The following is a 14201-nucleotide window of genomic DNA, read 5'->3' as shown; positions in this document are numbered from 1 at the left end:
AGATGGACATTTTTCTTGAAGCACTTCTGAACATCATTGATCCCGTAACGCTGACTTATATGGTGATCGGTGTTGGCGCGGGGTTGATGGCCGGCTCAATTCCGGGCTTTACCATCGCAATGGCTATTGTCCTGACGCTGCCCTTCACTTTTTCAATGCCGCCCGCACAAGGGCTTGCAACAATGATTTCGGTATTGGTTGGTGGTCTTTCCGGCGGACTTATGTCGGGCATTCTAACAGGTATTCCAGGAACGCCATCGTCAGTTGCTACAACCTTTGACGGGTTTCCAATGGCGCGCAATGGTGAGCCCGGGCTTGCCCTTGGAATTGGCGTTTGGTCGTCATTTTGCGGTGGTATTATCTCCGCCGTCCTATTAGTGCTGTTTGCCCCTCAACTTGCGATGGTCGGCTTAGAATTTCAGCCTTGGGATTTTTTCATGCTGGTTATGTTTGCCTTGACTGTGACAGCGTCACTTGCTGGCGAGCATTTGGTTAAGGGTTTGATTGCCGGTGCGGCGGGTTTATTTATCCGCACCGTAGGCGAGGATGACGCGGTTGGTGTTGGTCGTTTTGATTTTGGCTCTGACTATCTTTTGAGCGGTTTTAACTTTATTGCAGTGCTTATTGGCTTGTTTGCCTTTTCCCAACTGCTATCTGATTTGCGTAATCCAGTGACGGCACGCAATGCCCTTAGTGACCGCAAACAGGTGAAGGTGAAAATCGAACATCGCCGCGCAATCGGTATTTTGCTAAAAAACTGGGTAGTCGTAATTCGCTCTGCACTGATCGGAATGTTTACCGGAATTCTGCCCGGTGCCGGCGGGTCTATCGCAAATATCCTGGCCTATGATCAGGCCAAAAAAGCTGCCAAGGATGACGCCAATTTCGGCAAGGGTGATCCTCGCGGTATCATTGCACCAGAAACATCAAATAATGCTGTCGAGGGCGGTGCCCTGACCCCTCTTATGGCGCTTGGTATCCCCGGTGATATCACTGCCGCGATTATGCTTGGGGCATTGCTCATGCATGATATCGTGCCGGGCCCGACCTTTATTAAAGATGAGCCGGCACTCGCCTATTCAATTTACATCGCGTTTTTCCTGGCAAGCTTCATCATGATTGGAATGCAGTCGGGGGTTCTTCGGGTTTTTGTTCTGGTTACCCGGATTAAAACCTATGTGCTGGCAACTGTTATTCTGACTTTTGCAACGATTGGTGTCTTTGCCCTGCATAATTCAATAGAAGATATCTGGACATTATTCTTCTTTGGTATTCTGGGTTTCGTTATGCGCCAGTTCGGGTTCCCATTGGCACCGATGATCCTCGGGGTTGTTCTTGGCAATATCGCCGAACTTAATCTGGCCCGGGCCTTGGCAATTGATGCCGACCCGATGCTGTTCTTTGTTCGGCCTTGGTCATTATTCTTTGCCATTGTTGCCGTATTTTCGATGATTTTCCCGATCTATCAAAAACACCGCGATACCGGCTCACTGCTTGAGCGTCTCTTTTCGCCGATGGTGCTGCTCAGCCTATCACTGCCCCTATTCATGATGGGCGGTCTTTTGCGCAGCTCGCTGGCAGTGGCAGCAATCGCGGTTAGCAGCGTTGTCCTCTGGCGCCGGTTTAGCAATAAACCAAAAGCCTAGACGCCAGGCCTCACAGGAAGTCAAGGCTGGTGTGAGCGATCATGCCAGCCGGAAAGCCCGCCGCCAAAACTCCATCAACCAAAAGCGCGGTATTAAAGGTTTTTACGGGCAGTTAGTTGGGGACAAATAGCTGGCCCGCCGCTAATTTGCGTGCGGTCCGCACCAGCCCGGCCGATTTCAATTCAAGCCCGCTGTCAGCAATGCCATAATCGACAACCACATCAATCGTTCCCGACGGATGCTCGATGGTAACGGTTGCAGGGCTAGCGCTTGGCCGCGTCAACAACCCATCGGCAATACTACCAGGAGTGATGGCACAAGATGCCAGACATTGCGCGCCGGTTACCGCCATTGTCGGATGCGCTTGCCACGGCATGAAATAACGTGCGGCAATCGTGCCACCAGCCTTTGCCGGCGCGAAAACCGCAAATTTAGGCGTGACCGATTTACCCACATCCCCCATGCCCATTGCCGTACCGGCAACAAGCCGGACAGTTTCCATTTTTGCCATGAAGTCTTTATTGGCTTCGAGTTCCTGAACAGTCTCATACCCGGAAAGCCCAAACGCATCGGCGCGGGCGCAAACGGTTGGCATCGCCACATCCATACAAGTGACCTCAATCCCCTCAAACTGATCACGCAGATTTCCGGTGGGTAACAGTTTTCCTGTGACCGCGCCAACAACGCCCATAAATTGCAGATCAATCCTTGCCGCCGTCCCGGGCACACCATCAATCGCGGTATCGCCGTCATAGCGCACAATACCGCCGGGTGTTTGCACCTTTGCCACCACCAGCGCGCCCGTATTCACCAGCCTGATCCGCACCTCTGTTACCGGATCAACCGCCGGCATCAATCCCATTTCAATTGCCGCCGGCCCAACACCAGATAGGATATTGCCGCAGGTTGGCTTAAAATCAACCAATTGATCCGTTACCGAAACCTGCGCAAAGAAATAGTCAATATCGGCGGCGTCATCAGTAGATTGCGACAGCATCGCAACCTTGTTCGTTACCGCGTTACCGCCACCAATACCATCAATGTTCAAAGGGTGGCCTGCACCAACCGCCTTTAACAGGATTGCGGCAATCGCATCACGATCTGACGGCAAATCAGCAGCGTTAAAATAAGGACCACGCGAGGTGCCACCACGCATAAATAAAAACGGAATTTCACGCTGAGACATATAAGGGTTCCTCGATCTTATCCGACAAAAATCTAATTTCACCGTTGGTGTATACGCCATAATATATACAGGACAAAATTTCTGTATAGACTGAATAAGGCTAGCACAAGCCGTTGCAGCATCATTGATAAATCAAAAGGGTGGACGAATATGAGCAATCGAGGGATTGGGTTTATCGGCCTCGGCCAAATGGGCCTTGGCATGGCAAATAATCTTGGCCGGATCAGCAGCCCGTTTTATGCTTATGACGCCTTAGACACTGCCACCGAACGGCTGGATGGCGACAATATGATCATCGCCGATTCGATCACGTCTTTGGCAGAAAATTGTCATCTGATATTTTTATGCCTGCCGTCCGCCAAAGATGTGAATGAGGTCATTTTTGGCGCTGGCGGCATTGCCGAAACTGCGCTTGACGGTCTTGCCATCATTGACACTTCGACCATTGACCGGATCGAGGCAATCGCCATCCATGACAAGCTGGCAAGTCGCGGCATTGCCTATGCTGACTGTCCGATTTCTGGCCTGCCCTTTCGCGCCACTGATGGCACATTGACGCTGATGTTTGGCGGCAGCAAATCCCTATTTGATCAGGTTAAACCACAGCTTGATGCGATGGGCGAGTTTATCGTCTATTGCGGCGATAGTGGCGCCGGCCAAATGATGAAAGCGGTCAATAACATAATCTATGACATTAATATTGTCGCGCTGTGCGAGGTGTTGCCACTCGCGGTTGCTGGCGGCCTGTCGACCGAGGCATTAACCAAGGTTGTGACCACAGCCAGCGCCCGCAGCTTTGCCGGCGATCACTTTGTGCCGCGAATGCTTGCGCGCCAGTTCGACAATGATTTCCCGATGGAAGACGCCTATAAGGATATTTTGAACGTCCAGCGAATTGCGATTGAAAAACGCGCCATGACACCGTTGGTCAACGCCATGACAAGCAGCTATCAAAATGCCATTGCCGCCGGTTTTGGCCGCGAGCCCAAAAGCGCAATCATCAAGGTTTATGAAAAGGCACTTGGCATCGAATTTAGCGACAAATAAGCTGGCAAAACCTATTCGTTGTGATCTTTTAAGCATAACGGTTGCTCATGTGATTTTTTCATAGTAGATGTAGGCATTCACCGCTAGGGATAATCATGCCAATCTATTCAGAATCTTTCACAGCTGCCTTTCATTTATTGGCCAGTTCAGACAATGATCTGATGGAGATTCTGGCGCTCTCAATTAATGTCAGCCTTGCATCTCTGGCGCTATCCTGTTTGATCGGCCTGCCACTTGGGGCCATTCTGGCCATTCGCCAATTTCCCATGCGCGATTTTCTTGTGGGGGTTTTCAATGCAATGATGGGGCTGCCGCCAGTTGTTGTTGGCCTGTTGGTTTATTTGCACTTATCAAGGTCTGGGCCATTTGGCTGGCTGGGGCTACTTTATACGCCAGAGGCGATGGTGATCGCCCAGATGATATTGATCACACCGATCATTGTCGCGCTATCCTGTCAGGTTCTTGAGGATCTGCACGAAGATTATAAGGATTTTTTTGACAGTCTTGTGGTGCCAAGGCGAACCGCCCTTCTGGCCTATATTATCGACGCGCGCTATTCGCTTTTGACGGTCATTCTTGCCGGTTTTGGCCGGGCTGTTTCAGAAGTGGGCGCGGTGATTATTGTCGGTGGTAATATTGATCACCTGACGCGGGTCATGACAACGGCGATTGCGCTGGAGACCTCAAAAGGCGAGCTCGCGCTGGCGTTGGCACTTGGGTTTATTTTGCTGGCGATATCACTTGCAGTGAATTTTCTGGTGCAGTGGTTAAAGGCCTCGGCAAAGCGGCGCGCCTATGTTTAAGCAAACCGTGGCAAAACATTCACGCGTCATGCCGATCAAGGTTCAGAACATCACCCTGACGCTCAATGATCGCACGCTGATTGATGATCTGTCCTGCACAATCACATCTGGCGGGATCAGTATTATCATGGGGCCAAATGGCGCGGGAAAAAGTCTTTTCATGCGCTGTCTACATGGCCTTGCAATCCCTGATAACGGCGCAATCCTATATGCTGATGAGCCGCTTAGCCCGGCGATCAGAAAGCTGCAGTCGCTTGTTTTTCAAACACCAACCATCCTGCGACGGACAGTTTTGGCAAATCTGCTGTTTGTCGCGCGCCAACGCGGCATTGATGACCCCGAGATATCACGTGAATATCTGCGCCAACTTAGGCTTGAGCATCTTTTGCACCATCCGGCGCGATTGTTATCTGGCGGCGAAAAACAGCGTCTTGCACTGGCCCGGGCGTTGATCACCAAGCCCGCTATATTATTTCTGGATGAGGCAACATCAAACCTTGATCCCGCCTCGATCGAAACCATCGAGACCAATTTACAAAAGGTCAGCAAGCAAGGCACAAAAATCATTCTGGTAACGCATGATATTGGGCAGGCCAAACGACTTGCCGATGATGTGTTATTCCTGCATCACGGAAAATTGGCTGAACATAGCGCGGCAGGATCATTCTTTGAAAATCCGAAATCATCTGCCGCCAAGGCCTATCTGGCCGGCAAACTAGTTCTGTGATTATCAACCCGTCAGCAAAGGCTAAGGACATCAAATGAAGACTTTAAGTTTACTGGCAATTCGAAGTTCACTGGCAATTAGCGCACTCTTTGCAGCCAGTTCGGCAATGGCAGATATGTCAATCCTTGTGCAGTCCACCACATCGACAAAAAATTCAGGCCTTTATGATTATCTCCTACCGATGATCAAGTCTGATACCGGTATTACCGTTAATGTTGTTGCGGTTGGCACCGGTGCGGCAATAAAAAATGCGATGAATTGCGATGGTGATGTCTTGCTTGTTCATAGCCGCCAGCGTGAGGACAAGTTTGTTGCCGATGGTTATGCGCGGCAGCGTCATGACATTATGTATAATGATTTTGTGATTATTGGCCCCGCAGCTGATCCGGCTGGCATTGCCGGCAGCAAGAATATCGCCAGCGCGATGGCAAAAATTGCCACTTCCAAGTCAATATTTGCGTCACGGGGCGATGATTCGGGCACTCATAGCAAGGAAAAATCCTTGTGGAAAATGGCCAATATCGATCAAACCGCCGGATCGGGCGACTGGTATCGTGAAACGGGCTCGGGTATGGGAGCAACGTTGAATGCCGCAGTTGGAATGGGCGCCTATTCGTTAAGTGACCGCGCATCATGGGGCGCATATGGCAACAAGGGCGATTTTAAAATCATGGTCGAAGGCGCCGCCCAATTATTTAACCCCTATGGGGCGATGCTGGTTAGTGCGGAGAAATGCCCAACCGTCAAATCTAAAGAGGGTCAGGCATTTATTGATTGGCTGATTTCCAAAAAAGGACAGAGTGCGATTGCGGCGTTCCGTGTGAATGGTAAACAGTTATTCTTTCCAAACGCTGACTAGAGCTTTTCAGCCGGTTACGGCACCAGCAAAACCTTGCCAATATGTTCACTTGACTCCATAAGGCGATGTGCTGCTGCTGCCTCACTAAAGGGAAATACCGCATAAGTTTCAGGCATAATGGTGCGATCCTCAAACAACGGCCAGACATTCGCCTCCAGTGATCGGCAAATAGCAGATTTCTCGGCAATTGACCGTGGCCTTAATCGTGCGCCGGTAATGGTAAGATGCTTGCTATGGACATGGCCAAAATCAACTTCTGCAATTTTTCCCCCGCGCAAATTGATGATCATCAACCGTCCGCCATGGGCAAGCAGCGCAACCTCTCGTGCCAGATAATCACCGCCGATAATATCGATAATCACATCGACACCGCGGCCATTCGTCAATTCAAGCGCGACATCGTGAAAATCATCAACTGTATAATTAATCGCAGCATCTGCACCAAAGCGACGGATCGCGTCACATTTTGCAGCAGTGCGCGCCGTGGCAAAAACAGACGCACCAAATGCCTTGGCAATCTTGATCGCGGCAAAGCCAATACCGCTGGTGCCACCTTGAACAAGAACAGTTTCACCCGCCTGCAACTGGCAGCGATCCATCATATTTGTCCATATTGTGCAGAACACCTCGGGCAAGCCAGCCGCATCAACCACCGACACACCGGCCGGAACACGCATACATTGCCCCTCGGGCGCAACCGCATATTCAGCATAGCCCCCACCGATTAACAGCGCGCAGACATTATCCCCCGGTTTCAAACGTTGGCACGAGTTTCCAACTGCGACGATCTCGCCCGATACCTCCAAACCCATGATATTTGGCGCACCAGCAGGCACCGGATATTTTCCCTCTCGTTCCCGCAGATCAGCCCCGTTCACACCAGCCGCATGAACCTTGATCAGCACCTCGCCTGCGGCCGGGGTTGGAACCGGCGCCTTTCGCAAGATCAGGGCGTCCGGCCCACCCGGCGCATTCACGCCAACAAAAACCATTTCCTCAGGACGTTTCGCCATAAAAGAATTCCTTCAGGTTGCATGCGCATAAATCTTGGCACCGCCAACAAGCAAAGCCTGCCGATGGTGCCTGATGAAAACGCGTGAACAAACTGCTGCCCACTCACATTCGTCAGATGGATTATGCCTATATTGGGAGATTTAAAAACCCTTAATGCATTAGCTTGGAACTCGTAAGCCGCATAATTTTAAATATTGATAATTTTGAAAAATCTGGCTGATTTCATAGAAATGGATTGACATGAAGGGCCCAAAGAGACACAAATTGATGTGCTAATTATCGGTAAAAAAAAACTCAAGTAAACTTTCGGAGGAATAAATGAGAATTTTGAAAACAGTCGCCCTTAGCGCAGCAGCGTTGACGCTAGCCTCTGGTTCGGCAATTGCAGGAGGGCACGGTTCTTACCCATCAAAGCCGGTAAAAATCGTTGTTGGTTTCTCTGCGGGTGGCGGAACGGACATCACTTCCCGAGGCTTTGCATCATTTCTTCACGAATCAGAAGCTATGGGTGGCCAGCCTGCCTATATCGTAAACGTTCCTGGCGCGTCTGGACAAAAAGGTGCTAAGCAAGTTTTGGGCGAAAAACCTGACGGTCATACTCTTTACATGATTAATATCGGAACCTTTATTGTTGGTGAGCTCGCAAAGGGTAAAGATGCCCCTTACAGTGTGAAAAACGATTGGGAAAACCTTGGGTGTATGTCCCAACTCGTTACTTCTATGCAAGTTCACCAATCACATCCTGCAAAATCTATGAAGGAGTTCATTGACTGGGCGAAGTCTGACGGCAAAACTGTTACCTGGGGAACTTCAGGCGCGACAACAATGCATTCTGGCATTGGTGTGACTTTCTTTGAAAAGCATGGCATCCCTCACAAGATGGTGCCCTTTAAAGGTGGTGCTCCTGCCAGAGCTGCTCTTGTCTCCCAATCTGTACAGGCTGTTTTTGGGGGCAACAACACAATCGCTGGCTTTGAAGACATCATGCGTCCACTCGCAACCGCGGGCGCCACTCGCGACTCGACGATGCCAGATCTCCCAACTTTTGCTGAAGAAGGCATGAAAGGCGCTGACTTCACCGGGTTGTTCTGTCTGTTTTCGCCAAAAGGCGTATCGGACGAGGTCAAGACCAAAATCGACACAGCTATCCAAGATGTAGTCAAGCTGAAGGGTTTCAAAGGCTTCATGAAGAAGAATAACCTTGGAGCTTTCTACACCAGTCCAGCGGATGCGATCAAAGCTCAAAATGCCATGTATGAAGCTATGATCCCGGTGATGGAAAAATTAACCGCGAAATAAGATGACTGAAGTGTCAGTCCTGGAGGGGCAGGTTAGATAATAGCCTGCCCCTCATTTAATTAAAAACATCAGCATTGAGATCCGAGTTTGTAATGCAAGATCAAACATACAAAGTAAAAATTGAATATGGCGTGGCAACTATAGTCGCGCTTATTGGGATATTTTTTATCTATCAGGCGTTCACAATCAAGGTATCAAGTGAGGCCGTTGGCCCACGCACAATGCCCATGGCTCTAGCTGTGAGCTTGGTTTTAGGTGCATGTTGGTTATGGCTTCGGGCATACCGCGGAAAAGTTGGAGCTGTGAAAAGTGAATATGGCTTTTTGGACAGTGACATTAAAAGGATTGCGCTTGTCATTGGGTGTGGGGTGTTATTTGTAATTACATTCTGGCTCTTTGGATTTTTTATGTCTGTTATTGCTGGGTACGTTGCGGCACTTTACGCCTTTGGCGTTAAAAGCAAATTCAAGATCGCTGCGTCTACGATAGTGATGGCCCTGGTGCTTCAATGGCTTTTTATGGGTGTCATGAGACTAAACGACCCCAAAGGTGAGCTAATTGACATGAGACCCCTTACTGACCTCATTAGTGGGAATTAATTTAGATATGATCTTTGCAGATATTATTGGTGGTTTTCAGACCTTCTTCGCTGATCCATTTGCTATTTGGTTTGTTTTCCTGGCGGCATTTATTGGAATGGTTTTTGGGGCTCTGCCAGGCTTAACAGCGGCTGCTGCAATCGCAATGATGCTCCCAATACTAATTGTGTATAACGACATAATTGGCGGTTTATCTGGGTTGGCATTTCTTTACGTCGTCGGGAAATCTGGTCGATATGGCGGCTCAATTGCAGCAATTCTGTTTAATACGCCCGGAACTGCTGCATCCGCCGCCACCATGCAAGATGGCTACCCTATGACCCAATCTGGACGAGCAGGGAAAGCTCTAAAGACTGCCACTGTAGCCTCTGTATTTGGCGACTATTTTGGGGAAATAATTCTTATATTTGGCGCAGTATCAATTGCAGCTTTCACGAGACAGTTTGGCCCTCCAGAAAATTTCGCTATTTACCTCATGGCATTCATCGTGATTGGCTCTGTTGTCAGTGATAGTATAATCAAGGGGATAATATCCACCCTGTTTGGCGCAGTCATTGCTCTCATTGGGGAGGACACAATTACTGGTCAATTTAAGATGACGATGGGTATCGATGAACTCGAGTCAGGGATGGCATTGGTGCCATTGTTGATCGGTGTTTTTGTGATCTCTGAGGTAATTATTCAGGCTGAAAAAGCTGTTAAATTGAAGATGGTGGATATTGGATCTGGTAAAATAGATGATCCAACAGCCCACTATTTTACCTGGACGGAATTCAAAAGATGTTTTCCATTAATGTTCAGATCTTCAATTTATGGGTCACTGATTGGTATGATGCCCGGACTTGGTTCATCTGTTGCTTGTTTTGTTGCATACGGTGAAGAAAAGCGTCGGGCAAAAAACAAGGCCGAATGGGGAACAGGTGTCGTTGAAGGCATTGCAGCGCCGGAATCAGCCAATAACGCGGTTTCTGGCCCATCAATGATTCCACTGCTGACTTTGGGCATCCCTGGCTCAACCATCGCCGCGGTTTTGATCGGCATGTTCCTGGTGAACGGTTTGCAGGTTGGCCCACAAATCTTTGCCACCGAGCCTCCTCTGTTCATCGGTGGTAACATGATGAGCCCACGGGAATTCATTTTTGCCATATTTGCAGGTGGACTAATTGGGATCGGAGCCTATGGGCTTATTGGATACTTTTTTGCACCATTAGTTGGCAAAGCTATTGCGGTTCTTCCGACTGAGTATTTGTACCCATTCATTTTTATGATCTCTTTGGCAGCCAGTTACTCTTCACGCTCTTCAATATCCGACGTTGGGTTTGCAATCCTTTTTGGCGTTATTGGCTATGGTATGCGTCGCACCAACTTCTCCGCTGCGGCGTTCATAATCGCTTTTGTATTAACAACCTCGATGGAAACTGCTTTCCGCCAATCTATGATTATTTCAGACAGTGGTTTGCTTATCTTTTTCAAGTTTGAGTACATGAATAAGTTTTCTTATGCTCCAATATTCCTGATTATTGGAGCTTTGGTTGTTGGGTTCCGCGCATACTCAACGATCTCGAAGAAAAAGAAAACAGCGGTTTAATCGAAACGCTAATCGCCCGACGATTACCGCTAAACAACAAAAAGAGCCATGGTTGCCACAAGCGACCATGGCTCTTTTTTTTGAGATATGAGGTTAAATCTAAGGCTAAGAATTAGCCGCTAACCCGCAATCACCAAGTGACAGGATAGCCAATTTTTGGTTCACTAAACGCAAGGTTCAAGACGGTTTCACAAGGATAGATATTCAGCATGACAACGACAACAGTTGAAGAAATGGCCGCCGCTTTTAAAGAGATGGGGACGCCATTCATTGTGGGGCATCCGGGCGGAGAGTCAGTCGAGCTGATGGAGGCTGCCAAAGCTGAGGGAATGCGTTTTATTCTGATGAAACAGGAAGTCGCTGGTGCGATGCTGGCGGCAACATGGGGCGAAATTACTGGCAGCCCGGGCGTGTGCCTGTCTACGCGTGGGCCGGGCGCAACAAACATGGTAAATGGCATTGCTCACGCCTTTTTAGATCGCGCGCCACTTATTGCGATTACCGATCGTTATTCCGCACCCGAACAGGCAATTGGTATTCGCCAACGTCTCGACCATCAGGCCGTGCTGCAGCCAATTGTTAAATGGTCAACCGCCATTGACGCGTCGGTGATTAAACAGCAATTGCGGCGTGCTGTAAGAATTGCCACCGGTTATGCACCAGGTCCGGTTCATTTTGACCTGCCGCAGAGCGAAACAAAAAAAGCTGCTGGATCGGCGCCAAACCTGCCAAACCTCATGCCAAATTATTATCACCCAAAGCCTGATCCGCGCGGATTGGATGATGCGGTTGCCATGATCAAGGCCGCCGACCGGCCGGTGCTGTTAGTTGGGCTGGGCGCTTTATGGGATGGCGCTTGTCCGGCGATGGTGGCGCTGGCGGAACATCTTGGTGCGCCGGTTCTGACCACGTCAAAATGCAAAGGCGCAATTCCCGAAGATCACCCGCTGCGGGCGGGTTGCATCATCGGCGGCTTGATCGAACGTGATTTGGTTTCCAAAGCAGACTTAATCATCACCATTGGTCTTGACGCGGTTGAGTTACAGCCGAAGGGCTGGCCCTATGAAACAAAAGTTCTCTCATTTGCTAATCACCCGTCATTAGACGGGCTGGTTGCCTGCAACGAAGAAGTGATCGGCAACCTGCACGCTTTAATGACCGAAGTCCGCACGGCGGTTCCACAAGGATCAGGCTGGGGATTTGACGCTGCCAAGGAATTTCGTGAACGTGTCCATAAGGCATTGGACACGCCCGCCACCGGCCTATCACCGCAATGGGCGGTCGAGCGCGTTCGTGAGATCATGCCGCGGGATACGGTTGCCACCTGTGACGCGGGTGCAAGCCGGTTGCTGGTTGTGCAGAAATGGCAAAGCTATGGGGCGCGTGAATTTCTGACATCAAACGGCCTTGGCTCAATGGGATTTGCGATCCCCGGTGCATTGGCCGCCCGTTTGGCCCACCCCGACCGGCCTGTGGTTGCTTTTACCGGTGATGGCGGCATGCTGATGGCTGTTGCCGATATCCAGACATCTGTCCGCGAAAAATTGCCGATCATCATTCTGGTGTTTGACGATGGCGAGGTTGGCCTGATCCGCACCAAACAAAGCATCAAAGGCATTGATCCTTACGGCGTTCATATTGGCGGCATTGATTGGGAGCATCTTGCCCGCGGTTTTGGCGCAAACGGCACGAATGTTGACACTGAGGCCGGTCTTATCAGCGCCCTTGACCATGCTTTAAAAAGCAATGAGACAACCGTAATCGGGGTCAAGATTGACGCCAGCGGCTATGTCGATCAGTTCAACGCGCTTCGTGAGCTCTGAGACTCAAACCCTTTTCGCTCACCGCTTTTAGCGCCCCATGGTCACTGGCATCATTGCCAGATCGGCTTGCCAGCCCCCAGCTTTGGCGTTGGCAACGCCCATCGCGGGGCTGTCTCTGACAAGCTTAGCAATGGCCCTAGATGTTTTATCCGGCCTATATGGCAATCTGTTTCGATAGAGAGCGCATCAATCTCGGCCGGATTAAGGCCCAGCTCATCCGGCAAATTATCCAGTTTGCCTTGTGCATAAATCATCATTGCCGTTTGGCATAATGACACCCGCACATGATAGCTGCCACCTTCACGCGCACGCCGTCCAAGCGCCAATAACGCGCCATAAGCACCAAGATAACCGGTGATATAATCATTCGCCGCCACCGGTAATATGTTGGGCTTGCCGTTTGATGAGGCCTGCATCTCTTCGGCCGCAATGCCTGTCATAATCTGCGCGATCTGTTCCCACCCAGCGCGGTGGCTAAAAGGCCCATCCGCCCCATAGCAGCTGATTGACACATAGATCAGCCCGGGCCGAGCTTCGGCAAGCTGTTCAGGGCCAAACCCCAATTGCCCGATCGTATCGGGACGATAGCCTTGCGAGAACACATCAGCGCCTTTCACCAGATCGAGCAGCGTGTCCTTGTCGCCATCATTACGCAGATCCAGAAAACAGCTGCGCTTGCCGTGACTTGTGTCGCCAACATATGACCATACCTGTGGCAGATGCGGTGCCGAAACCATCAATACATCAGCCCCATGTTCAGCCAGCGTACGGCCAGTAATTGGCCCCGCCAGAATCCGTGTCAGATCCAGCGCCTTAATTCCCGACAAAGGACGTTCGCCCGCTGGCATTGGCTCTGGCTCACTGTCACCGATCTTGATAATTTCAACGGTTGGCTTTGCGGCGATGATTTTGCCATGCGGCTCATTCAGCCATTCATCATGCGTACGGATCATTCCTCCGCAAACACGGTTTTCATCAATGGCCGCCTCAAGCTCACGCGCGTCCCATTTGGCCACAGCCTTTGCGATCGAGTTTTTATCTGCGTCAGCCTGCAATAAATCAAGCATCCGGCGGCGCAGATGATCAAGGCCAAAATGCGGTAATGCCCAGCGTCCATCCTTGGTTTGATAAATGCCTGTCAAACCCCGGTTCGCCTCATGGCCCGCGTCGGTTATGTTCTCAAAAATGCCATTTGCCGTTTTTGCTTTGTAAAAATCCTTGCTCTTTAGTGCGGCGGCAGCGGCTCTTGCATCAATCGCCACGGATTGGCGTCGCCCAGTTTTCATTTCCCACAGATCATTAACTGCAACACCAACACTCGCAAGCGCGGCAGCGGCGCTCTCTCCAAGGCGGAAATTGGTTTTCAAAATCGGGTCAGATCCGGTGATTTTCACTTCGTCCTGATGCGGTTTTGGTAAGCCGCGAATAGCCATTAAATTGTCCAAAGCAGACATCAGTTTTTCCTATCTTGATCAAAAATTGGTCTTTAACGCTCACAAAACCTGCTAGCTTTTTTAACTATCGCATAAATCTGACACGGGTAAAGCAAGAACAAAAATTCACGTCGAGACGGCCGTTTTCCGATTACCTCAAATGACAAATGGCGACAA

The 14201-nt window shown here is 50.1% G+C and carries 12 protein-coding genes; 9 read left to right on the top strand and 3 right to left on the bottom strand.

Features of this window, described 5'->3' with window-relative positions; translation table 11 throughout:
- Window positions 1–2 precede the first annotated feature (2 nt).
- Complete coding sequence (locus tag AB8881_09345) at window positions 3–1646, top strand: tripartite tricarboxylate transporter permease (GenBank protein XDZ62744.1); 1644 nt, start codon at window positions 3–5, stop codon at window positions 1644–1646.
- Between the two features lie 112 nt (window positions 1647–1758).
- On the opposite strand, the gene AB8881_09340 is transcribed toward AB8881_09345, so the two are convergent.
- Window positions 1759–2832, bottom strand: a complete 1074-nt coding sequence (locus AB8881_09340; protein ID XDZ62743.1) for a 4-oxalomesaconate tautomerase — start codon at window positions 2830–2832, stop codon at window positions 1759–1761.
- Window positions 2833–2982: 150 nt separating this feature from the next.
- Between AB8881_09340 and AB8881_09335 the strand changes: the two genes are divergently transcribed.
- From AB8881_09335 to AB8881_09320, 4 genes are all read left to right on the top strand, one after another.
- Window positions 2983–3879, top strand: coding sequence for an NAD(P)-dependent oxidoreductase (locus tag AB8881_09335; GenBank protein XDZ62742.1), 897 nt, complete (start codon window positions 2983–2985; stop codon window positions 3877–3879).
- A gap of 95 nt (window positions 3880–3974) precedes the next feature.
- The gene (locus AB8881_09330) at window positions 3975–4682 is read left to right on the top strand and encodes an ABC transporter permease (protein ID XDZ62741.1); all 708 of its coding nucleotides are present in this window, start codon (window positions 3975–3977) and stop codon (window positions 4680–4682) included.
- Window positions 4675–5409 carry an ATP-binding cassette domain-containing protein gene (locus AB8881_09325; GenBank protein XDZ62740.1) on the top strand — a complete coding sequence of 245 codons (735 nt, stop codon included), beginning with the start codon at window positions 4675–4677 and terminating at the stop codon, window positions 5407–5409. Before AB8881_09330 ends, AB8881_09325 begins: the two co-directional genes overlap by 8 nt.
- Before the next feature lie 34 nt (window positions 5410–5443).
- A complete protein-coding gene (locus AB8881_09320; protein XDZ62739.1) occupies window positions 5444–6268 on the top strand; it encodes a substrate-binding domain-containing protein in 825 nt (274 codons plus the stop codon).
- A gap of 14 nt (window positions 6269–6282) precedes the next feature.
- Here AB8881_09320 and AB8881_09315 read toward each other — a convergent pair whose 3' ends face one another.
- A complete protein-coding gene (locus AB8881_09315) occupies window positions 6283–7281 on the bottom strand; it encodes an NAD(P)H-quinone oxidoreductase (GenBank protein XDZ62738.1) in 999 nt (332 codons plus the stop codon).
- 319 nt (window positions 7282–7600) lie between these two features.
- Here AB8881_09315 and AB8881_09310 point away from each other — a divergent pair, with 319 nt between their 5' ends.
- From AB8881_09310 to AB8881_09295, 4 genes are all read left to right on the top strand, one after another.
- Window positions 7601–8581: a Bug family tripartite tricarboxylate transporter substrate binding protein gene (locus AB8881_09310; GenBank protein XDZ62737.1), complete on the top strand. Its 981-nt coding sequence runs from the start codon at window positions 7601–7603 to the stop codon at window positions 8579–8581.
- A gap of 92 nt (window positions 8582–8673) precedes the next feature.
- Entirely contained in the window at window positions 8674–9180 is a 507-nt protein-coding gene (locus AB8881_09305; protein XDZ62736.1) for a tripartite tricarboxylate transporter TctB family protein, read from the top strand.
- Window positions 9181–9187: 7 nt separating this feature from the next.
- The gene (locus AB8881_09300) at window positions 9188–10768 is read left to right on the top strand and encodes a tripartite tricarboxylate transporter permease (GenBank protein ID XDZ62735.1); all 1581 of its coding nucleotides are present in this window, start codon (window positions 9188–9190) and stop codon (window positions 10766–10768) included.
- Window positions 10769–10977: 209 nt separating this feature from the next.
- On the top strand, window positions 10978–12591 hold the full coding sequence (locus AB8881_09295) for a thiamine pyrophosphate-binding protein (protein XDZ62734.1): 1614 nt from the start codon (window positions 10978–10980) through the stop codon (window positions 12589–12591).
- Window positions 12592–12641: 50 nt separating this feature from the next.
- Here the strand turns inward: AB8881_09295 and AB8881_09290 are convergent, their stop codons facing one another.
- Entirely contained in the window at window positions 12642–14045 is a 1404-nt protein-coding gene (locus tag AB8881_09290; protein ID XDZ62733.1) for a CoA transferase, read from the bottom strand.
- Window positions 14046–14201 lie beyond the last annotated feature (156 nt).

The sequence above is a fragment of the Alphaproteobacteria bacterium LSUCC0396 genome (genome assembly GCA_041228345.1).
GTDB lineage: Bacteria > Pseudomonadota > Alphaproteobacteria > Puniceispirillales > Puniceispirillaceae > UBA3439.
Note: the sequence above shows the minus strand (reverse complement) of the source record. Positions and strands in the feature narration are given on the sequence as shown.